The organism is Alicyclobacillus herbarius DSM 13609 (assembly GCF_000430585.1).
Taxonomy (GTDB): Bacteria; Bacillota; Bacilli; order Alicyclobacillales; family Alicyclobacillaceae; genus Alicyclobacillus_G; species Alicyclobacillus_G herbarius.
In genome coordinates, this window is the sequence record NZ_AUMH01000002.1 from 78698 (window position 1) to 99587 (window position 20890).

At 62.2% G+C, this 20890-nt stretch carries 16 protein-coding genes; 14 read left to right on the forward strand and 2 right to left on the reverse strand.

Annotated features, from left to right (window positions below; translation table 11 throughout):
• Window positions 1–13 precede the first annotated feature (13 nt).
• From H522_RS16980 to H522_RS16990, 5 genes are all read left to right on the forward strand, one after another.
• Window positions 14–718: an MOSC domain-containing protein gene (locus H522_RS16980; protein ID WP_051343659.1), complete on the forward strand. Its 705-nt coding sequence runs from the start codon at window positions 14–16 to the stop codon at window positions 716–718.
• A 61-nt stretch (window positions 719–779) separates the two neighbouring features.
• Complete coding sequence (locus tag H522_RS0101850) at window positions 780–1538, forward strand: Cof-type HAD-IIB family hydrolase (RefSeq protein ID WP_026961000.1); 759 nt, start codon at window positions 780–782, stop codon at window positions 1536–1538.
• A gap of 5 nt (window positions 1539–1543) precedes the next feature.
• Complete coding sequence (lplA, locus tag H522_RS0101855; protein WP_026961001.1) at window positions 1544–2536, forward strand: lipoate--protein ligase; 993 nt, start codon at window positions 1544–1546, stop codon at window positions 2534–2536.
• Window positions 2537–2667: 131 nt separating this feature from the next.
• Window positions 2668–2913 (forward strand): SDR family oxidoreductase, encoded by a 246-nt coding sequence (locus tag H522_RS16985; protein ID WP_026961002.1) that lies wholly within the window; start codon window positions 2668–2670, stop codon window positions 2911–2913.
• A gap of 400 nt (window positions 2914–3313) precedes the next feature.
• Window positions 3314–4495, forward strand: a complete 1182-nt coding sequence (locus tag H522_RS16990) for a M14 family zinc carboxypeptidase (protein WP_162143467.1) — start codon at window positions 3314–3316, stop codon at window positions 4493–4495.
• Window positions 4496–4502: 7 nt separating this feature from the next.
• Here the strand turns inward: H522_RS16990 and H522_RS0101870 are convergent, their stop codons facing one another.
• On the reverse strand, window positions 4503–5333 hold the full coding sequence (locus H522_RS0101870; RefSeq protein WP_081411781.1) for a TSUP family transporter: 831 nt from the start codon (window positions 5331–5333) through the stop codon (window positions 4503–4505).
• A gap of 239 nt (window positions 5334–5572) precedes the next feature.
• Here H522_RS0101870 and H522_RS16995 point away from each other — a divergent pair, with 239 nt between their 5' ends.
• The 9 genes from H522_RS16995 (at window position 5573) to H522_RS0101915 (ending at window position 19954) form a co-directional block, all read left to right on the forward strand.
• Window positions 5573–6385, forward strand: coding sequence for an IclR family transcriptional regulator (locus H522_RS16995; RefSeq protein WP_051343663.1), 813 nt, complete (start codon window positions 5573–5575; stop codon window positions 6383–6385).
• Entirely contained in the window at window positions 6382–7638 is a 1257-nt protein-coding gene (locus H522_RS0101880) for a CaiB/BaiF CoA transferase family protein (RefSeq protein WP_245577976.1), read from the forward strand. The genes H522_RS16995 and H522_RS0101880 overlap by 4 nt, the downstream gene beginning before the upstream one ends.
• Window positions 7635–8564: a hydroxymethylglutaryl-CoA lyase gene (locus H522_RS17000; protein ID WP_081411783.1), complete on the forward strand. Its 930-nt coding sequence runs from the start codon at window positions 7635–7637 to the stop codon at window positions 8562–8564. Before H522_RS0101880 ends, H522_RS17000 begins: the two co-directional genes overlap by 4 nt.
• Window positions 8565–8623: 59 nt before the next feature.
• On the forward strand, window positions 8624–9991 hold the full coding sequence (locus H522_RS0101890) for an MFS transporter (RefSeq protein WP_026961005.1): 1368 nt from the start codon (window positions 8624–8626) through the stop codon (window positions 9989–9991).
• 179 nt (window positions 9992–10170) lie between these two features.
• Window positions 10171–11370: an MFS transporter gene (locus H522_RS20255; RefSeq protein ID WP_026961006.1), complete on the forward strand. Its 1200-nt coding sequence runs from the start codon at window positions 10171–10173 to the stop codon at window positions 11368–11370.
• A gap of 124 nt (window positions 11371–11494) precedes the next feature.
• Window positions 11495–13333, forward strand: coding sequence for a putative bifunctional diguanylate cyclase/phosphodiesterase (locus H522_RS17010; RefSeq protein ID WP_051343665.1), 1839 nt, complete (start codon window positions 11495–11497; stop codon window positions 13331–13333).
• A 19-nt stretch (window positions 13334–13352) separates the two neighbouring features.
• Window positions 13353–14543, forward strand: coding sequence for an acyl-CoA dehydrogenase family protein (locus H522_RS0101905; protein ID WP_026961007.1), 1191 nt, complete (start codon window positions 13353–13355; stop codon window positions 14541–14543).
• A gap of 3 nt (window positions 14544–14546) precedes the next feature.
• Window positions 14547–16025 carry an exonuclease SbcCD subunit D gene (locus H522_RS17015; RefSeq protein ID WP_081411784.1) on the forward strand — a complete coding sequence of 493 codons (1479 nt, stop codon included), beginning with the start codon at window positions 14547–14549 and terminating at the stop codon, window positions 16023–16025.
• Entirely contained in the window at window positions 16022–19954 is a 3933-nt protein-coding gene (locus H522_RS0101915; protein WP_026961008.1) for an AAA family ATPase, read from the forward strand. The genes H522_RS17015 and H522_RS0101915 overlap by 4 nt, the downstream gene beginning before the upstream one ends.
• Window positions 19955–20071: 117 nt before the next feature.
• Here H522_RS0101915 and H522_RS0101920 read toward each other — a convergent pair whose 3' ends face one another.
• Complete coding sequence (locus H522_RS0101920; RefSeq protein ID WP_035452251.1) at window positions 20072–20779, reverse strand: pseudouridine synthase; 708 nt, start codon at window positions 20777–20779, stop codon at window positions 20072–20074.
• Between the last annotated feature and the right edge of the window lie 111 nt (window positions 20780–20890).

Below are 20890 nucleotides of genomic sequence, written 5' to 3' on the forward strand. Positions count from 1 at the left end.
AGGAGGAATAAGGATGCAGGAGGCACGGTTGGTCTCGGTACAGGTCGGCCCGGCGCGGGCGTATCGGGTCGATTCTCCAGTGAATGAACCGGGACGCTTGGCGGATGTGGGGGCAGAGGTCGAGGGCACCTGGTTGTCCGGGTTTGCCAAAACCCCCGTAGAGGGTCCGGTGTGGCTCGGGAGCGAGCAATTGGAAGGGGACGAACAGGCGGATCGGCAAAATCACGGCGGTCCAGATAAGGCGGTTCTCGCCTATGCGGCCAGCCACTACCCAGTTTGGCAGGGAGAGCTCGGTCGGGCGCTGCCATACGGATCGTTCGCGGAAAACTTTACGATAGCAGGGCTGGACGAGACCACAGTCTGTATCGGCGACGTATATCGGGTCGGCGAGGCGGAGGTGGAAGTGGCGCAGCCGCGCGTCCCGTGTTGGAAGATTGAGCGTTTCTGGGGATTGCCTGGCTTGACCGAGCGGGTGCGTACAAGCGGCCGCAGCGGCTGGTACCTGCGTGTGCTGAGGCCTGGCTGGATTGCGGCCGGGCAGGCGGTGGAGCTGTGCCGGCGCCCCTGTCCGGAGTGGACGGTGGCCCGGGTCAATGACCTGATTCATGGTCGCGATGTGTCGAGGGCATCGTTGGCTGCACTGCTCAACGTCCCGGCTTTGGCGGCGGCTGTGCGCGAGCACGTGGAGCGGCGGCTGCGGGCGGTCGGCCAGCCGTGAGAGGTTGTCCGGAAAGGCATGGGTGATAAATCGAGAGAGAAACAGCTAGGAGGAGAGAAATATGCCCGATTGGAAGCTGATTGCCCTCGATATGGACGGGACCAGTTTGGATCTGGGGCTCGACATCTCCGAGGAGAATCGGCGTTGGATAAAAAGGGCGATGAAAGAGGGGATTGCGGTCACCTTTGCGACGGGGCGGCACGTCGCAGGGCCGGTACAGACGTTTATGCGGGAGTTGCAGATGAAAAGCCCGGTCGTCACTCTGAATGGGGGCGAGGTCTGGACCGCTGATGGTCGGCTGTTGGAACGGCATCCACTCGACCCGGAGGACATCCGTTTCCTCTATGACCTGGCGAGAGAGTTTGGCGTACACTGGTGGGCTACCACCATCGACGGGGTCGTCAGCGATACTGCGTTAACGGACGAGACGATGGCGGGCAAGACGTGGCTCAAGTTTGGCTTTTATGCGGACGAGTTGTACACCGTGGCGCGCATCTGGCAGCGACTTGAGGAACGCGGGCGGTACGCTCTGTCCAACTCCAATCCCCACAATATCGAAGTGAACCCGTACGGGGTGACCAAGGCCAGCGGACTGACGACGGTGTGCCGCGAGCTCGGCATCAGGCCCGAGGAAGTGGTCGTGATGGGCGACAGTCTCAATGACATCCCGATGATGCGCTGGGCCGGTCTTGGCATCGCCATGGGGAATGCGCAGCCGCAGGTACAGGCAGAGGCCGACTTTGTCACCGGGGTGTGTGAGGCGCACGGGGTGGCGCAGGCCATCGAACACCTGTTGGCCGGCCGGATTGTGGCGAGGTGAGAGACATGCTCTTTATCGACAACCAGCACATCATGGATGCCACTCTCAACCTGGCGCTTGAGGAGTACGCCCTCACCACGTTTGACATCAATGAGACGTACCTTTTGTTTTACTCCATGCACCCTACAGTCATCGTGGGCAAGAACCAGAATACCCTTGAGGAAATCAACACGGATTACGTACGCGAGCATGGCGTTACCGTTACGCGCCGCCTGTCCGGGGGTGGCGCGGTCTACAATGACGAGGGCGACTTGAGTTTCAGCTTCATCACCAAAAACGACGGCAACAGCTTTCACAACTACCGCCGTTTTACCGATCCGGTCGTGGCTGCGCTGCGCGACCTGGGGGTCCCGGCGGAACTGTCCGGGCGAAACGACATCCTCGTGGAAGGCAAGAAGGTGTCTGGCAACGCCCAGTTCGCCAGCCGCGGCCGCATGTTTAGCCATGGGACATTGATGTTTGACGTCAATCTGGACAACGTGGCTAAGGCCCTCAACGTCCGCCGTGAGAAGATGGAGTCTAAGGGCATCAAGTCGGTGCGCAGCCGCGTCACCAACATCCGTCCCTATCTGAAGCGGGACATGGACATTCGTGAGTTTCGCCAGGTGCTGTTGGAGCGCATCTTCACGGGTCAGCCTGAGATTCCCGTGCGGCCCTTGACGGATGCCGACTGGCGGGCGGTGGAAGATTTGGCCAATCGCCGCTACCGCAATTGGGATTGGGTGTACGGCCAGTCGCCGCCATTCAACGTACAGAACAGCGCGTATTTCCCCGGTGTTGGCCTGATTGACGTACGCTTGCACGTGGTCGCCGGTCGGATAGAGCACTGTCGCATCTTTGGCGACTTTTTTGGCGAGCGGGACATCGCCGAATTGGAGCAGCGCCTCATCGGGGTTCGCTACGATGCGGACGACCTAGCCCAGGCGCTAGCGGATACCAACCTGTTTCCCTATTTCGGCAAGCTGGAGAAGCCGCAGTTGTTGCACTTGCTGTATTGACGCGGGGGTGCGAACGGATCTCGAGTCAGGCTGGCACGAACCGTTGCGTTTGGAATAGGCTCGCGTTCAACCTTTCGGATAGGAGACGGGCTGGGACGATCCGCTGCGCCTGAAATGGGAGGGCGAGTGTTATGAAGGTATTCGTCACGGGAGCCCGCCCGGGCGCGCTGTCCGCCTATCACCGCAGCAAGCGGGAGTCGGAGGAGCTGGTCCGAAGCAACGAGATCCCCTACACCATCTTCCGACCGTCCGTCACCTTTGGCGCCGGCGGCCCAGGGCCCAACTTCGTCCAGCAACTGGCTCAACTGGTAGAAAGGTCTCCGCTTGTCCCCATCATTGGCGACGGGCGCTTTCTTCTCCAGCCCGTGTCCGTCTAGACCGTGGCCGACGCGTTCGTCCGCGCCGTCCAACCCCCTAAACAACGCACGTATGAGCTCGGGGGCCCGAGTCCTCAGCTACCTGGAAATCCCCCAACGCATTGCCCGTGATTTGGAAACCGTCTACCGCGACTTTGGGCTATCGCATATCCCATTTCACGTGGACAAGGACGATTGGACTTATTGGTATATTATTCATATTATACCTGGTTGATATGAACCTCACATGGTAACTTCATATCAGCGTAAAGGGGGAATTTTTACGAAAAGGACGATGTTGGTACTCTCGGCTCTGGGCGTTTTGTCAGTAGGTTCCATTGGCGTTCTTCCCATAACGGCATATGCAGCGACCTCGTCGCACCGTACGACAACTATCAAATATCCAGGGCACCTAGTCAAGATGGGAAGTCGGGGTACATACGTAAAAGAAGTACAGCAACAACTCAACAAGCTTGGATATTCTTGCGGGACGCCGGATGGGGTTTTCGGCTCCCACACCTTGAGTGCAGTGAAGGCTTTCCAGAAAGCGCACCACTTGGCAGTAGACGGAGTGGTTGGACAGCAGACGTGGAACGCCTTGTTTGGATCCTCCACTGGAGCTTCCACGACGCCGAAGCCGATCGTCGTGAACCCCTATCAAACCTATACATATAATAAAATGATTCAGGATATCCGCTCCCTTACCCGTATGTACCCCGATTTGGTACATTCCGAGGTGGTCGGGCGGACCGTTTACGGTCGCGACATTTACGCCGTGTCGATTGGCAAAGGAAAACCAACGGCGTTCATCAACGGGGCCCACCACGCGCGGGAATGGATAACGACCATTTTAAACATGTACATGATCGATCAATACGCGCAGGCGTACAAGAAGGGTCAATCTATCGGCGGATATAACGTGCGGAATGTGTTGAACAACGCGACAATCTGGTTTATCCCGATGGTCAACCCGGACGGTGTCACGCTTGAACAATTCGGTTTATCTGCCTTCCCGCGAAGCAGTTGGGCAAACCTGACGCGTTGGAACGGCGGAAGCCGCAATTTCAAACGCTGGAAAGCCAACGCGCAAGGTATCGACCCGAACCGCCAATACGACGGAGGCTGGGCGTATATTTGGTACGATCCCGTACACCATCCGTGGTACGAAGATTACAAAGGACCCGCACCGTTTTACATCAATGAAGTCAAAGCTGTGCTGAAGTTAATCAATCAAGTCAATCCGCAGGACGAAATCGCGTATCATTCGTCAGGCAGAACCATTTACTGGGGGTATAAACTGACCGGCGCTCCAGCGAACACCAACTATTGGTTCGCGACGAAAGTTCGAAGCATGACAGGGTATTCCATTCAACACATGGGAGCCAATCCTTCCGGGGGCGGACTGACGGATTGGTGGACGCACAACATGGGTCGCCCTGGACTGACGGTCGAAGTGGGAACTTACGAAGGGGATCAGCCCGTCCCGGTCAATCAATTTTCGACCATCTGGAGTCAAAACAAAGCTGTCGGCTTGTTTATGGCGCAACAGGCGGTGAACCTTTATCATCAGCACCCGGGCAGCGTTGTGCACGTCCACTATTAAGCATGAGTCACAGCCAACTCCACACCTGCTTGCCAATCAGAATCACCGTGACCACGATGAAAATCGGGCGGACGTAGGCCGCGCCTTTGCGAATCGCCATTTGCGATCCGGCCACCGCCCCGAGCACCATGCCGACGCCCATGATGAGCCCGATACGCCAGTCGACCGCGTGCAGCCCGGCGAACGTGGCCAAGGCGCCGATGTTGCTGCCAAAGTTGAGCACCTTGGCGTTCCCCGAAGCCTCCACATAATCGTAGCCGAGAAACAGGAACACGAAAATCAGAAACGACCCCGTCCCCGGTCCGAAAAACCCGTCATAAAAGCCGATGATGAGCGCCAGGGCGGCCGCTGCCAGGATGAGCTGCGGCGTCAGGGTCCGCCGCTCTTTACGCAGGCCGAAATCCTTTTTCACCAGCGTGTACACGGTGACCGCAATCAACAACACGACCACCAGCGGCTTGAGGAACGCGGACGGAAGGTGCCGCGCCAAGTCTGCTCCCAGGACGGAACCCGCCAGGGACAACGGAAACAGCCAACGCGTCAGGCGAAAGTCGACCTTGCCGCTGCGTAGGTAGCTGAGGGTGCTGGTCAGCGACGACATCGTGCCCGCCAGCTTGTTGGTCCCCAGCGCCAGCGCCGGCGGCAAGCCCGCGAGGAGCAGGGACGGCAGCGTGACCAGCCCACCACCGCCCACCGTCGAATCGATGAAAGAGGCGATAAAACCAGCGACAAACAGGAAGCTGATGAGTCCAATCGTCAGGTGTAAGTGGTCCACACACAAGTCTCCCTTGTTCAAACCGTGAAGTCCCAATGAGAACCCGGCCTTGACCAGGTTCATCCTGTTATACATCTCCAGAACCTATGTGTGGCGATAACCTTGCGTCGCCAATACCTTACCGGCCCCATGATACCGCTACTCTCCCTGTTGGCTCAATGAAAAGTTATCTGGCCCGTGTCACGCGGGTGACCCGGGGTATGCCGGGGGTCTCATGCCTTCGCCCACGAGCAACTGGAACCGGTCGGGATATTTCGGCTTGCCACCGCATAGTGTTCGGAATGTGGGCGGGGGTGTTCAGCATGCGGACAGAGACACCGGGTGGCAGAGACGGCGGCAGAGTGCTGAAAAAGGCGATTTGCGTGCTCGACTACGTGTGTGAACGGCAAACGGTGGACAACGTCTCGCGGATGGCCGAAGAACTGGGGCTTCCGCGCGGGACCTTGTATCGGCTGCTCGACACCTTGACCGGGGAAGAGGTGCTTACCCGCGGCGAGGACGGCAGTTACCGTCCAGGCCCGCGTCTTCTGGTCTGGGCGAGTGCTTGGCAAAACGGGCCCGTGCGCGTGACCGAAGCCGCGCACCCGTGGCTCGAACGGATCGCCACGTCCTTTAACCTCTGCGCTTCCCTCTACGTGCGCGTGGACGCGGCACGGGTATGCATCCACCGCGTCGAGAGCCGTTCGCTCATCCGCCCCGCCATCCAGGTCGGTGAATGGCTGCCGTTGCACGCCGGATCGAGCGGGCAAGTGCTGCTAGCCTGGCTGCCGGACATCGAACGGGAGGAACTCCAGCAAGCGTCCGAGCGTCGCTGGCCGCAAACGCAGGTGGCGCGCCCAACCGACTGGTGGCGCACGGTGCGTGAGCGAGGGTATGCGCTGAGCCTAGGCGAGCGCGATCCGGACCTGGCTTCGTTGGCCTATCCGCTGTTCACGGGCCAGGGCCCGCCCACGGCGGCCCTCAGCCTGTCGGCGGCGCGTTGGCAGTTCGAACGCCGTTCGCTGGCGGATTTGGTGGCCGCCCTGGCGGAAGCGGCGGAGAGGGTGCAGACGAGTCTCGGTGTGGCTAAAGAGGTTGTCCGGCGCGGTTTGACACAAAGGGGGGAATGGTCGTGACCGTTCCGTCGCAGTCTGGACCACTCGCCGGGGTGCGCGTGCTGGAGATGGGATCGCTTATCGCGGGGCCGTTTGCAGCCCGCGTCCTGGCCGACTTTGGAGCCGAGGTCATCAAGATTGAGCCCCCTAAGGGCGATCCGATTCGCAAGTGGGGACGCCTCTCACCAACTGGGGATTCCTGGTGGTGGTACGTGCAGTCGCGCAACAAAAAACACATCGTCGTCGATGTCCATTACCCGGCCGGGCAGGAGCTGGTCCGCCGTATGGCGGAAAAGGTCGACGTGCTGATTGAAAACTTTCGTCCTGGCCAGATGGAAAAGTGGGGGCTCGGCTACGAGCAAATGAAAGCGGTGAATCCGGGGCTCATCTATGTCAGCGTATCGGGCTTCGGACAGACCGGGCCGTACCGAACGCGGGCTGGGTTCGGCAACATCGCCGAATCGATGAGCGGCATGCGCTATGTCACCGGGTTTCCCGACCGGCCGCCGGTGCGGGTGGGCTTTTCAATTGGCGACGAGATCGCCGCGTTGTACGCCGTGATTGGCGCCCTGCTCAGCCTGTTCCAGCGGGAACGGGCGGATCGCCAAGCGGATGGGGCGAGTGAGACGCCGGGCGGGCAGGCCTTTGAGCGAGGGGAGCACGTGGACGTGGCGCTGACGGAGGCGGTGTTTAGCCTGACGGAAAGCACTTTGACGGAGTACGCCCACCTGGGGGTGATTCAGGAGCGCCGCGGCAATCAGCTTCTGCGCACCGCGCCTTCCAACATCTACCCCACGCGGGATGGGCGTTGGCTGGCGATTGGCGCCAACACGGACGCGGTGTTTCCCCGCCTGGCGGCGGCCATGGGACGCCCGGAGCTAGCGGCGGATGCGCGGTTCCAAGACAATCCGGGGCGGGTGGCGCACGCGGACGAGCTGGACGCCGTCATCAGCGACTGGACCTCACAGCATACGCTCGACGACCTGATGGCCTGCTTGAACGTGCACGCGGTGCCGGCGGGACCGGTGATGAACGTGGCGGACATCGCCGCCGACGTCCAGTACCAGGCGCGCGGCATGATAGCCAAGGTGCCTTCCGATGACTTGGGAGAGGTGGTGATGCCTGGAATTGTCCCGAAGTTAAAACACCGCCCGGGCCGCCTGCGGGCGACGGGCGGACGTATCGGCCGCGATACAGATGAGGTGCTGCGACGACTCGTTGGCCTGTCGGATGATGAACTCAAGGAACTGCGTGAAAAGGGGGTGATTCAATGAAGCAGGCGCAACAATCGCGTGCGGCCGGGGATGTGCGGCCGACGGGCGATACTGCGTCCTCGGTCGACGTCCCACCTGCGGTCGAGAGGCTGACCATCGTCGATGTGACGCCACGGGACGGACTGCAGGACGCAGCGGGCGAGTTGACGACCGCCGAGAAGGTGAGGTTGATTCGCGGCCTCTTCGCAGCCGGGGTGCCGCAGGTGGAGATTACCTCGTTCGTCTCGCCGCGCTTTGTCCCGAAGCTCGCTGATGCGGAAGACGTGGCGCGGGCCGTCCGGGGGCTCGCGGGTGCCATTGCCCTCATTCCGAATCGGAAAGGGTTTGCCCGCGCCGTGGCGGCCAAGGTACCCGCGGTGACGTTTGTCGTGTCCGCCAGTCCCCGCCACCAACAGGCAAATCTCGGCATGCCCCTGGCCGCCTCGCTGGCTGAACTCACGGCCATCTCGGCCGAACGGAGCGGACGGGTGCGGGTAAGGGGCGCGATTTCGTGCGCCTTTGGCTCGCCCTTCGCTGGGGAAAAGGTGCATCCGGAAGCGGTGGCGGAGATTGCGGCGACGTTGGTCGAGCGGGGGGTCTCGGAAATCAGCTTGGCCGATACCACGGGCGTGGCGACCCCGGAGGGGGTGCGGGCGACCATCGGCGTCGTCCGTCAACTGGTGCCGGATATCCCCCTGGCGATTCACTTGCACGACGCGGGCGGCCGGGCCATCGCGAATGTCGAAGCGGCGATTGACTGTGGCGTGCGGACGGTGGAGAGCGCATTGGCCGGGCTTGGCGGCTGTCCGTTTGCCCCGAATGCCCCTCGTAACCTGGACACCGAGCGGCTGGTTGCGTGGTGTGCCGAACACGGCATCGCCATCGGCATCGATGCGGACGCTTTGGCGCGGGTACGGGCGGAGTTGGTCTCGGCGTTGGGATTGTGAAGTAGGGGCTGTTGGTAATCCGGGAAATCTGCGCTTGAGCCTGAAAGGAGGGAACGCCCATGCAGTCGTCGACGGTGGTGGCGCGGCTCAATCACATGCCGCTGGGCCGCGTGCACCGGCAAATCGCCTTGGTCATCGGACTGGGGTTGTTCTTTGAACTGTACGATGTGTTTCTCGCCGGCGTGCTGGGGACGGTGCTCACAGAGCAGTTCCACGTGAGCAAAGCGGTTCAGCCATTATTATTGGGATCCGCCTTTTTAGGGATGTTCCTGGGGGCCATCCTGCTCAACCGGATGGCCGACGTGATTGGCCGGAAAAAGGCATTCATGATGAACTTGTTGATTTACTCTGTGTTCACGTTTATCGGCGCGTTCAGCCCGGGCGTCGCGTTTCTCATCGTCTGCCGGTTTCTGGCTGGCATCGGCATCGGTGCTCAGCCGCCCTTATCTGATACGTATTTGAGTGAGTTGCTGCCGGCTAAAGACCGCGGCCGGCTGATGGGCTGGGCGTATACCCTGCAGTTCTGCTCGATGCCGGTGGAAGGCTTTCTCGCCCGCTGGTTGGTGCCGCTGCACCCCGGCATGGCCGGCTGGCGGTGGCTGTTTATTATCGGATCGCTCGGGGCGGTGTTTGTCTGGGCATTGCAGCAGCGGCTCCCTGAGTCGCCGCGCTGGTTGGAGGCGATGGGCCGGCACAACGAGGCCGAGGCCATCGTCCGCCACATCGAGGCCTCGGTCGGCGCCGTGGGGGACCATGCCGTGGCCGACGTAGAAGCGGTCAAGCCGCCACGCCTACCCGTGTCCACGCTGTTTCACCGTCAATACCGCGGGCGCACGACCATGCTGTGGGTCTTCCAGATTCTCCAGACCCTCGGGTACTACGGCTTTGGCACCTTGGTGCCACTCATTTTGGCGGCGAAAGGATATACGGTGATTCACTCCCTGGAGTACACCGCCTTGTCGTTCTTCGGGTACCCGATTGGCTCCCTCATCTCCCTGCCGCTTTTGCAAAGACTCGAGCGCAAGTGGATGATTGTCCTGTCTGCGTTGGCCATGGCCGTGTTTGGGATTTTGTTCGGGCTTTCCAACAGTGTGGCGCTGGTGGTCGTCTTTGGCTTTTTGTACACCTTGGTCAGCAACGTGTTCTCCAACGCCTATCACATCTTTCAGGTGGAGATTTACCCGACCGCCATCCGCGCCACTGCGTCCGGAGCTGGCTACAGCCTAAGCCGGCTGATGAGCGGCTTGATTCCGTTCATCCTGCTGCCGGTGCTCAACCAAGACGGCGCGACCGCGATGTTCAGCGTGGTCGCGGCGGCGATGGTGGTCATCATGCTCGACATCGGCATCTTTGGCCCGCGGACGACCGGGAGACCGCTGGAGGACGTCAATGAACGGCAACTTATGGAGAAAACATACGGATCGTGAAGAAAAACGTACTGTGAATGGTTCTACCGTGGGCAGAGTCACTTCCTGCGGCCCAGATAGAAGTATACAATGACCTTAAATACGTGTCCGGAAAGGGGAGACCCCTTTCCGGCCTACCTCAAGATTAGGGTGCGCCAGGCAGACCAGGCAGACCAGGCAGGCACCAGGGAGGGCGCGGGTTGAAGCGGTTTTGGTTCCCACTTTGCCTATTTACGATGCTGTTGTTCGGCGGGTTCGACATGCTCAAAGGGGTCGCCGCGCCCTTCATGCAAACGGCTTGGCGAATGGACTACGGGGAACTGGGCACCGTGTTTGCCATCGGATCGTTCGGGTACCTGGTGGCAACCTTTGTCACGGGATTCGTCATTGAGTCGCTGGGCGTGCGCTTTGTGGTCGTGGCCGGAGCGTTGACGCTGGTTGTGGGTACGACCGGCGTCATTCTCAGCCCTTCATACCTGCCGGCCTGTGTCAGTTTTTTCGTCAACGGTATGGGGGGCGGCATGCTCGAAATCGGCGTCAACGCCGTGGTTCCGGCGATGGCCAAGTCGGCTTCCGGGCAATCCCGCTATTTCAACTGGCTGCACGGTTTTTATGGCATCGGCGCCTGTGGGTTTCCCCTGCTCATCGCCTGGCTCCTGCGGATGGAGGTCGGCTGGCGGTGGATCTACGGGCTACTCCTGTTGGCGGTCGGCCTCCTGGCCGCGGCGGCCGCTGTGGCGAAACAACCCGTCTCTCTGGCGAGCCCAACGGAACAGCCTATCGCATCGCCACACGTTGGCCTGTGGCGGGAAAAAGCCCTCTATGGACTGCTCGTCGCCATCATGGCGTATGTGATGGCTGAAGTCGGTCTTGGCACCTGGTTGACCACCTACCTGGTCAAGGCGCGCGGGGTACCGCTTTCCCTGGCCTCCGTCTGTCTATCAGGGTTCTTCCTGACGTTTACCATTGGGCGCTTGGCTGCTCCCCTGTTGCTGCGCCGCTTTGGGCATCACCAGGCGATTCTCGCTGGACTCGTTCTCAGTTTGTTCTCGCTCGGCCTGGCTTGGCTGCCCGGAAACTGGTCTCTCCTTGGGTTTTGGCTGGCTGGTCTCGGGTATTCCATCATCTTTCCGACCATTACGGCGGTCGCCAGTCACACCTTTGCGGCCTACGCGGGTAAGGTGCTCGGCCTGTTGTTCACCGCCGCCGGCATTGGCAGCCTCGTCACCAACGCCTTGATTGGCGGGGTTGCCACAGTCTGGGGTGTGGCCGCCGGTTTCTCGCTACTGTGGGTGTATCTAATCATCGTCGTCTGCAGTATGTTGTTCGTCATTGTGACCACGAAATCGCAGCGGGCAGCCGGCTGTGCGTCCGCCCAATCAGCACCAGGGGCTCAGTAAGGGAGCCGGCTGCTACGAGCGCGAGATGAAATCAGCGCAAGAGCGTGAGATAGCGTACGCGTGAGACGGGACAAGCTCGGCCGGGTTCGGCGGAGATACACGTTTGGGGAAGAGGGGGAAGCTCATGGCAGCAGAAGGGCGTGCACACATCCCACCCTCTGAGGGTGGGACGGAGAAACAGGACCGCAGTCATTCTTACCAGGCGTCGTTGGCGGAGAACACTTCCGGTGCCTGCGCTGGTCAGGACGAGCATGGGCTGGACAACTGCGAAAGAACCCAGTTGCACAAGGATTTCCAGTATGCGCAATCGACCATCAAGCGGATTGGAGAGTTGGCGGGCATCGCCATCTTCTCTTATGACCGAATCCACAAGCGGCAGATCTTTGGCACCGGAACCAAGCGGGTGTACGGATACAGTGAACAGGAGTTTGCGGACGATCCGGATCTATGGCGAAAGGTAATTCATCCAGACGACCGAGCGTTGGTCGAAGGGTCGTTACCGAGCAACGAGCCGCTTAAGTTGGAGTACCGCATCTTCCGCAAGGATGGAGAGCTGCGCTGGCTGGAGGTGAGTCTTTATCCGCGCCTTGGCGAGGGGAATACCGTGACGGTCGTGGACGGCATTGCCGTCGACATCACCGAACGCAAGCTGTATCAGGAACGCCTGCAGGCGATGGCCTACACCGATTTGTTGACCGCCTTGCCCAACCAGACCAAGTTCAATGAAGATTTGAACGCGGCGATTACCCATGCCGCTCAGGGTGGAAGACCGTTTGGCGTCTTGTTTATCGACTTTGACGGCTTTAAAGGCGTCAACGATACCTTCGGTCATGAATTTGGCGACAAGGTTTTGCAGCGTATCGGCTCCTTGCTCCACGAGTGTGTCTCCGAGTCCGTGCAAGTCTACCGAATGGGCGGGGACGAGTTCACCGCGATTGTCCGTGGCATTGCGACAGAGCAGGACGTGGTCACTCTGGCCGAGGACATCTCGCACAAGTTTCGCTCACCGTTGTGGCTGGGCAATCAAGAGCTAATGAATATTCACTGCAGTATCGGAGCTGCGGTCTATCCTCAGCACGGTCAGGACGCGGACACACTGCTGCGGCATGCGGACGTGGCCATGTATTTTGCCAAAGACACGGGCGGACAGAAATCTGTGCTGTATTCGCCCAAGCTGGCTGGCCGGACGAAGGGCAGTCTATTCTTGCACGATGCCCTGGTGGAGGCTCTGCAGAGACAGGAATTTAAGCTTTACTTCCAACCCCAGATTGATGCGGCGACGCAGCAGCTGCTGGGAGCGGAGGCTCTGATTCGCTGGCAGTCCCCCACGCAAGGCCTGGTTTCCCCGGACGGTTTTATTCCCTTCGCCGAACAATCGGGACTGATTTGGGAGATTGGCAATTGGGCGCTTGCGGCCGCGTGTCGGCAAAACCAGGCCTGGCAGACACAGGGCCTGCCACCCATTCGGGTCTCGGTCAACGTCTCGATGGTGCAGCTTGAACACCCCGGCTTTCTGGACCTGGTGCAGCGGGTGCTGGAGCAGACCGGTCTAAACCCGCGCTGGCTGGAATTGGAGATTACAGAGTCGGCCTTGGTCAATCGCCTGGAACACGCGGCAGAGGTCATTGAACAGGTGCGGGGGCTTGGAGTCTCGGTGGCGGTCGACGATTTCGGGGTCGGCTATTCCTCCCTGCAGTACTTGGCGCACATGCACGCCGATACCTTGAAAATCGACAAGTCGTTCATCTACAGCCTGGAGAGCAACCCAAAAGTCATCCATATTGTCTCTGCTATTGTCCAGATGGCCCATGCGCTCGGGATGCGCGTGGTGGCAGAGGGTGTGGAGCGGTCCGAGCAGCTGCGGCTGCTTAAGAACGTCGGGTGCGATGAGGCTCAGGGGTACCTGTTTTGTCCGCCCGAGCCAGAGGCAGAGTTTGCAGCGTTCTGTCGCAAGCCGAAGTGAAAACCAGGAGGGATGCGAGATGGATTTCTCGCTGAGCCGTGAACAGGTGGAACTCGAACAGATGGTGCGCCGTTTTACCGCGTCGGAAATCCTCCCGCACATTCAGCGCTGGGACCAGGAGCACCACTTTGAGCTGGAAGTCGTCCGCAAACTGGCGGATTTGGGCCTGATGGGCGTCTGCATCCCAGAAAAGTACGGGGGCGCAGGGATGGACTACAACTCCCTAGCGATTGTCTGCGAGGAGTTGGAGTACGGGGACACCGCCTACCGAACCGCCGTTTCCGTGCACACGGCGCTCAACAGCATGACTCTGCTGCAGTGGGGGACAGAAGAGCAGAAGCAAAAGTATCTGGTGCCGCAGGCGCAGGGCAAACAGCTCGGGGCGTTCGGCCTGACCGAGCCAGACGCAGGCTCTGACGCGGGGGCGCTGAAAACACGCGCCCGGCGGGACGGCGATGCGTATGTGCTGAACGGATCGAAAGTGTGGATCTCGATGGCTGACTACGCGGACAACTTTCTCATCTTCGCCAACGTGAATCCAGAACTCGGGCACCGAGGTATTACCGCGTTCATCGTCGAGCGCACCTTCCCGGGCGTGACGACGCGGCCGTTCCGCGGCAAGCTGGGCATTCACGCGGGCGACACCGGCGAGGTGGTGCTCGAGGATGTGCGCGTTCCCCTGGCCAACCGTGTGGGCGAAGAGGGAGAGGGCTTCAAAATCGCCATGTCGGCTTTGGACAACGGCCGCTTCAGTGTCGCCGCCGGGGCGGTCGGATTGACCCGGGCGTGCCTGGACGCTTCGGTGGCGTACGCCAAGACGCGCAAGACGTTTGGGGTGGAAATCGGTCAGCACCAGCTGGTCAAGCAGATGATTGCGAAGATGGAGGCGGGGTACCAAAGCGCGCGGCTACTCGTGTATCGGGCCGGCTGGTTGAAAAACCAAGGCCTGCGCAACACGCGCGAGACGTCGCTGGCTAAGTGGGTGGCCGCCGATGTCGCGTTCCAGAGCGCCAGCGACGCGGTGCAGATTCACGGCGCCTACGGCTACTCGAACGAGTATCCCGTGGAACGGTTTTTGCGCAACGCCAAGGCGCTGGTCATCTATGAGGGCACGCGGGAAATCCACACCTTGATGCAGGCAGACTACGTGCTCGGCTACCGCCAAGACAAACCCCTTTCCCGGATGCTGCCGAAATGGGAGGAGAGATAGTTCATGCGAATCCTGCACACGGCGGACTGGCACTTCGGCAAGACTCTCGAAGGCCGCGACCGTCTGCCCGAGCAGGCGGAGTTTGTCGACGAATTGGTGCGCATCTGTGACGAGGAAGCTGTCCAGTTGGTGTTGATGGCGGGCGACGTGTTCCAGACGGTCAACCCGAGCGCCGAGGCGGAGGAGTTGTTTTACGAAGCCTTGGACCGGTTGGCGGCAGGAGGACGGCGGGCGGTGGTGGTCATCGCCGGCAACCACGACAACCCAGAACGCATCGCGGCGCCCACACCATTGGCGGACAGGCTCGGCATCACCCTCATTGGCCGGCCGCACGATGAACTGACGCCAAGCCCGCGCTGGGTGGCGGGCGGGGAAGCACCGTCCCGGGAGGCACCGTCCGGGGGAGGACCGTCCGGGGAAGGATCGTCGGCCACCGCGTTCCCCGAGACCGCATACGGCCACGCCCGCCGTGGCGAGCGTATAGCCTCCCGGCGTGTCCAGCGCGTGGCCGCTGGCCCCTCCTGGTTGGAGCTGGCCATCCCCGAGTGCCCGCACACCGCAGTCATCGCGGCTTTGCCCTATCCGTCCGAGGCGCGGCTCCGTGAATGGTTGACGCAGAGCCTTGACGAAGCCGACTTACAGAAAAGCTACAGCGAGCGCATCGCACGCCTGTTCTCACACCTGGCCTCCCATTACCGACCGGATACGGTCAACCTGGCCATGAGTCACCTGTTTGTCCAAGGAGGCATCGAGTCGGAGTCCGAGATCCCGATTCAGGTAGGCGGTACGTATGCCGTCGCACCCGATGCGTTTCCCAAAACCGCCCAATACGTGGCCCTTGGGCACCTGCACCGGCCGCAGGTCATGGCCAGCGGCCCTGTGCCGGTGCGGTATGCCGGCTCGCCCTTGGCCTACAGCTTTTCCGAAGTCGGCTACGCCAAGTCGGTGACCCTGGTGGACGTGTTGCCAGGCCAACCGGCCAAGGTCCAGGAAATCCACCTTTCCGCCGGACGCCCGCTCGTCCGCTGGCAGGCCCGGGGAGGTCTGCCGGAGGTCATGCGCTGGGTAGAGGAAGGCCGCGACAAGCAGGCTTGGATAGACCTCGAAATTCACCTGACCGACGCGCTGTCTATCCAGGACGCCCAGCGCCTGCGCCAGCTTCACCCCGGCTTTGTCAGCATCCGCCCGGTGTTTGTCCAGAGCGGCGAGGCCACGACGCAGGAAGAACGCGAAAACCTCTCCATCGACGAACTGTTTGTCCGGTTTTATGAACGGCAACGTGGGGGTAAACCGGACGAAGGGCTGGTGCGGTTGTTTCTCGAGCTGACCGCCGAGGGGACAGACGCGGGGGATGATCCGGACGCGGAAGCGGACGATGGGCTGGCCTCCGCACCCTACGCTCGCGCCACGGATGTCCTGTCCGGGAACGAGGAAGCCAGCGCCGCCCTGGAGCTGGATGGAAAAGGAGGGCAAGGCTCGTGAAGCCGATTGAACTGCGCATCCGCGGCTTGCACAGTTTTCGGGAGGAACAGGTGATTCCGTTCGCCGAATTGGCCGAGGACGGGGTGTTTGGCATCTTCGGCCCCACCGGCAGCGGCAAGTCGACCATTCTCGATGCCATGACCTTGGCGCTGTATGGGACCGTGGGCCGAGCGGATCACAACACCCGGGGCATTCTCAACCACGCGGAGGACCGATTGGCGGTGGTGTTTGAGTTTGCCATCGGCAGCCCGGGCGAGCGACGCCGCTTTCGCGTCGAACGCACGTATCGGCGACGGGACGAGATTGCGGTACAGAACGTGCGCAGTCGGCTGATTGACCTAACCGCCGGCGAAGGTGTGGTCTTGGCTGACAAGGATTCGGAAGTGACAGCCCGAATCAAGGAGATCCTCGGTCTTGAGCTGGACGACTTCACCCGCGCCGTCGTCCTGCCGCAAGGACGCTTTGCCGAATTCCTCAACCTGCGTGGGGCCGATAGAAACCGGATGTTACAGCGGTTATTCGCCCTTGAGCGGTACGGGGACGGCTTGATGCAGCGGCTGCGCGAACGCCTGGACGGGTGTCAGCTTGGCCTCAAAGGGGTGGTCAGCCGGCAGCAGGGACTGGGTGACGCCTCGCCCGAGGCCTTGACGGCGGCACGCGAAGCCCTGAAAGCGGCGCTGCAGGCGGAGGAGGAGACCCGCAAGGCCTTGGCCGCAGCGCAGGCGGCGTTTGATGAGGCTCGTGCCGTGCGCGAGCGCCAGGGCGAGTTGGCGAAGGTGGAACAAGCCCTCGCCGGGCATGAACAAGCGGCTTCCGCCGTGGTCGAGTGGAGAAAGCGGCTTGAGCGGGCGGAGGCGGCGGAGCGTGTCTGGCCGCTCGCCGAGGCGCGCGCAAAGGCCCTGCGCGAGGCGGAAATCGTCCGGGTCAAGCAGCGCGAGACGGAGGACGCCCGAGGCCGTGCCAAGGAGGAGGAGCAGACGGCACAAACCGCTCACGAAGCCGCCCGCCAGCAGTTGGACGCCGAGCAGGAGACGCTGCTCGGCCGTCGCCAGCGTCTCCTTGAGCTAGAGCAGACGGAGCGGGAGCTTGCTGGTTTACGGAGGCGTCTGGCGGAACTTGAGACGAAGCGGCAGGGGCTGGATGCGGAGGCGGCCGAGAAGGCGTCGGCACAAGAGCGTCTCCAGGAGCAGCTGCAGGACGCCGAAACAGCGCTTGCCGAGACGGAGGCAGAGCTCGCGGCCAACCGGGTGCCGATGCCCCTACGGCAGGCCCTGCAGGCGGCCAAGGATGCCCAGGTGCGTTACCAGCAGGCCGCGGACGAGTGGCAGCGACTGCGTGCAGAGCTGCGCGAGCGGGATCAAGCCAAGGCCGAGGCCCACGCTCTGGCGATGCGTATTGGCGCCGAACACGAGGCGGCAGAACAAGCCTGGGCGGATCTGCGTATTAAGTGGGACGAATCCGCCACGCCCCCCATCGTGGAAGAGGATTTGCAGCAGGCGCTGACCCACATCAAGGTCTCGGGCAAACCTCTGTGGGAGGCGTGGCGAAACGGGCTGAGTCGCTGGCAGGAGCGGCTGGCGCGTTGCCAAGCGGCGGAAGCGGCCTATGCTGCGGCCCAAGAGCAGGTGACGGCGGCCGAGCGGGCGCTCGAGCAGGCCATGGCCCAATTGGATGCGGCGAAGCAGCAGCGGGAGGCCGCCTTGTGGGCGGACAATCTTGCGCTTGCGGCGCGCCTTCGGGAAGGGTTGCAAGAGGGGGAAGCGTGCCCGGTCTGCGGCAGCCCGCATCACCCAGCACTCGTCCCGTCCGAAGGGGGCCTTTCCGCAAAACAATCCTCTGGAGCCGGCACTGCCACAGGAGACTCTTTTGCGGAAGGCTCTGCCGACGCTTTCGGCACATCCCCTAGGCCCGCGTCGGAAGATGGCCACGCCACGGGGCTTAAGGCAGCCGAGGCCGTACTGCGCCAGGCGGAGGAAAACGCCGCAGGGGCGCAGGCGCGGGTACAGGCGGAAGGACAGGCTCTCACCAAAGCCTCCTATCAGTGGGAGAGCGCCAGGCAAGCGTTGGCCGAGGAGGCGGCTTTGCTGGCCCAGGTCTATCAGCAAATCGTTGCCGCCTGGCCCGAGTGGGCGCCCCCGGCCGAGGCAGCACCCCACTCAACACCAGAATCCGCTCCGCTCAGTGACGGGGACCAGGACGGAAATCAAGGTCCGCACCTGAGCGTTGCGGCCTGTCGGGCGTTCGCACAGTTCCTGAAGGCAGAGCAGGAGCGGCTGGCGGTTCTTCAGCAGCGGCTTGAGGGGTGGCGCCAGAAACGGCGCGAGTTGGAAGAGCAGCTGGCGCGCCAAAACGACGAGCGGCAGCGCGCGCAAGCGGAGCGAGTACGGGCGGAGACGGCGCTGGCTGCGGCGAACAAGGAGCACCAGCGGGTTGAGGCGGACTGCGCCGAGGCCCAGCGGCGGCTCCACGCCGCCTGGATCGCGTGGCAAGAGACGCTGACGGCCGCCGGCGCCCAGATGTCAGACGGCGCCCAGATGCCGGACGGCGCAGCTGCAGCCGCTTTAGGCACCGCCGGCACGGAAACGGTCGGGGCCGATGCGGCGGATGTAGCCGATGCGGCCGACATCCAGGCCCGGGCACGAGCCGCCGAGGCTTGGTTGGACCAAGCCCTGGCCGCGGTGGACGAGCGGGATCGCCAGGTGGAAGCGGCCAACCGGCGGCGGGAGGACGCGCGGCGAGTGCAGCAGCAGAACCAGCCGGTGTTGGCGCAGCTGACCGCCGAGCTCCAGGCGCTGGCGGACGCGCGGACGCACATTCAGTGGCAGATGGAGCAGTGTGAGGCTGAGGTGAACCAAAAAGCTTTCGCCTTGGCGGCGGAGACGGGCGGCGTGCCCATCGCCGAGGCGTTGGCGGCCCTCGACGAGCGGCGCCGGCAGCTGACGGAAGCGGTGCAGGAGACGGCGGAGAGGCTGGAGCAAGCCCGTCAGCAGGTGGCGCATCTCGACCGCGAAGCGGCTCTCTGGCGGGCCCGCGTGGAGGCGGCGGAGCAGAGCCTGGAGAAGGCTGAGACGGCGCTTCGGCAAGCCTTGACGGACGCCGGCTTTGTCTCCGTGGGCGACGTGGCGGACGCGCGCCAGACGGAAGCGGAACGGGCCGAGGCGAAATCGCGCATCCAGGCCTATGAAGAAGAAGACCGACGCCTGCGAGCCGAGCGGCAGCGTATCGTCCAGATGCTGGCGGGGCGTTTTGTGGACGATGATACGTGGGACAAACTGTCGACCGCCCGCAGCCAGGCGGAGGCGGCGCACAGTGCCGCCATCCGTGAACTGGGGCGCACTGAGGAAGTGGTGCGCGACTTGGAGCGCCGTCACGGCGAGTGGCAGGAGCTGGAGCAAGAGCGGAGGAAGCTAAAGGCCGAGTTGGACAACCTGCAGACCCTGCGGCAGCTCTTTAGCGGCAACAAGTTCGTCGAGTTTGTCGCCCAGGAGCAGCTGGAGTTGGTGGCCCGCCTGGCGTCCGACCGGTTAAAGCAGCTCACCCGCAATCGTTACGCCCTGGAGGTCGCGGCGGATGGCCGCTTTGTCATGCGCGACGACTTCAACGGGGGCGTGCGGCGGCCCGTGACCTCGCTCTCCGGCGGAGAGACGTTCCTGACGTCGCTGGCTTTGGCCCTCTCTTTGTCCACCCAGATTCAGCTGCGCGGCCGGCATCCGCTCGAGTTTTTCTTCCTCGACGAAGGGTTCGGCACGCTCGATCCGGAACTCCTAGACGTGGTTATGTCCACGCTTGAGCGGCTGCGCCTGGAGCGCCTGACGATTGGCGTCATCAGCCACGTGCCGGAAATGCGAGCACGCATGCCGCGGCGTTTGTTGGTAGAGCCGGCCGAACCGAGCGGACGCGGCAGCCGAGTGCGGTTGGAGTTCGCCTAGTAGCGCGGTTCCCGCAGCTGGCGGGCTGGGAGTCCGATGGGGCGCTACGTGATGGAGAAACCGTCACAAGGGTGGGCCAAGAACCGAGCAGGCGAGCGGGGGAGTCGGGCAACAGCCTCAATTCCGCTCACCAGCCTGACGCAGAAGGGCGAGTTCGGTTCGCGAGAGTTCTCGGTACTCTCCGGGAGCCAAGGACGCGTCGAGTTCCAGCGGCCCCATCGCCAGGCGCTTCAGGTAGACGACTCGCTTGCCGACGGCGGCAAACATGCGTTTCACTTGATGAAACTTCCCTTCATAGATGGTCAATTCGACCTCTGATTCCGGGCCTTGCGTGAGAATTGTCAGTTCTCCCGGCATTGTCTTGTACCCGTCATCGAGTACCACTCCGGCCGCAAACGCCTGTCCGTCGGCCTCCGTTACCCGGCCTTCCACACGCGCGAAGTAGCGCTTGGGGACGTGCCGGTTGGGGGAGATCAACTGGTGCGCCAGTTTGCCGTCGGTGGTCAGGAGCAACAGCCCCTCCGTGTCCTTGTCCAGGCGCCCGACCGGAAACGGCTGGAACATCCGCAACTCGGGTTCAATCAGGTCAAGCACGGTGCGCTGGGATGCGTCCTCCGTGGCGGAGAGCACCCCTTGCGGTTTGTTCAGCATCAAGTAGAGATGCTCGCGGTACGCGATGACTTCGCCGTCCACCTCGACCGTATCCGTCTCCGGGTTGACGTACATGCCCGGATCATGCGCGGGCAGGCCGTTGACAAAGATGCGTTCGGCGCGAATCAGCTTTTTCACCTGTTTGCGAGTGGCTACCCGCATATGGGTTAACATCCTATCCAGGCGCAGCTTGTCCACCTCGACCACTCCCCTCTCGATGTACGAATCCAGTGTACACGCATCGAGTCGGTCCGCCTAATCGAGATTTCCGATAGATGACAATTG

Excerpts from the sequence above, each read along its gene's own strand:
- H522_RS16980 (WP_051343659.1), top strand. The coding sequence starts at position 14 with ATGCAGGAGGCACGGTTGGTCTCGGTACAGGTCGGCCCGGCGCGGGCG.
- H522_RS0101850 (WP_026961000.1), top strand. The coding sequence starts at position 780 with ATGCCCGATTGGAAGCTGATTGCCCTCGATATGGACGGGACCAGTTTG.
- lplA (WP_026961001.1), top strand. The coding sequence starts at position 1,544 with ATGCTCTTTATCGACAACCAGCACATCATGGATGCCACTCTCAACCTG.
- H522_RS16985 (WP_026961002.1), top strand. The coding sequence starts at position 2,668 with ATGAAGGTATTCGTCACGGGAGCCCGCCCGGGCGCGCTGTCCGCCTAT.
- H522_RS16990 (WP_162143467.1), top strand. The coding sequence starts at position 3,314 with ATGGGAAGTCGGGGTACATACGTAAAAGAAGTACAGCAACAACTCAAC.
- H522_RS0101870 (WP_081411781.1), bottom strand. The coding sequence starts at position 5,333 with ATGAACCTGGTCAAGGCCGGGTTCTCATTGGGACTTCACGGTTTGAAC.
- H522_RS16995 (WP_051343663.1), top strand. The coding sequence starts at position 5,573 with ATGCGGACAGAGACACCGGGTGGCAGAGACGGCGGCAGAGTGCTGAAA.
- H522_RS17000 (WP_081411783.1), top strand. The coding sequence starts at position 7,635 with ATGAAGCAGGCGCAACAATCGCGTGCGGCCGGGGATGTGCGGCCGACG.
- H522_RS0101890 (WP_026961005.1), top strand. The coding sequence starts at position 8,624 with ATGCAGTCGTCGACGGTGGTGGCGCGGCTCAATCACATGCCGCTGGGC.
- H522_RS17010 (WP_051343665.1), top strand. The coding sequence starts at position 11,495 with ATGGCAGCAGAAGGGCGTGCACACATCCCACCCTCTGAGGGTGGGACG.
- H522_RS0101905 (WP_026961007.1), top strand. The coding sequence starts at position 13,353 with ATGGATTTCTCGCTGAGCCGTGAACAGGTGGAACTCGAACAGATGGTG.
- H522_RS17015 (WP_081411784.1), top strand. The coding sequence starts at position 14,547 with ATGCGAATCCTGCACACGGCGGACTGGCACTTCGGCAAGACTCTCGAA.
- H522_RS0101920 (WP_035452251.1), bottom strand. The coding sequence starts at position 20,779 with ATGTTAACCCATATGCGGGTAGCCACTCGCAAACAGGTGAAAAAGCTG.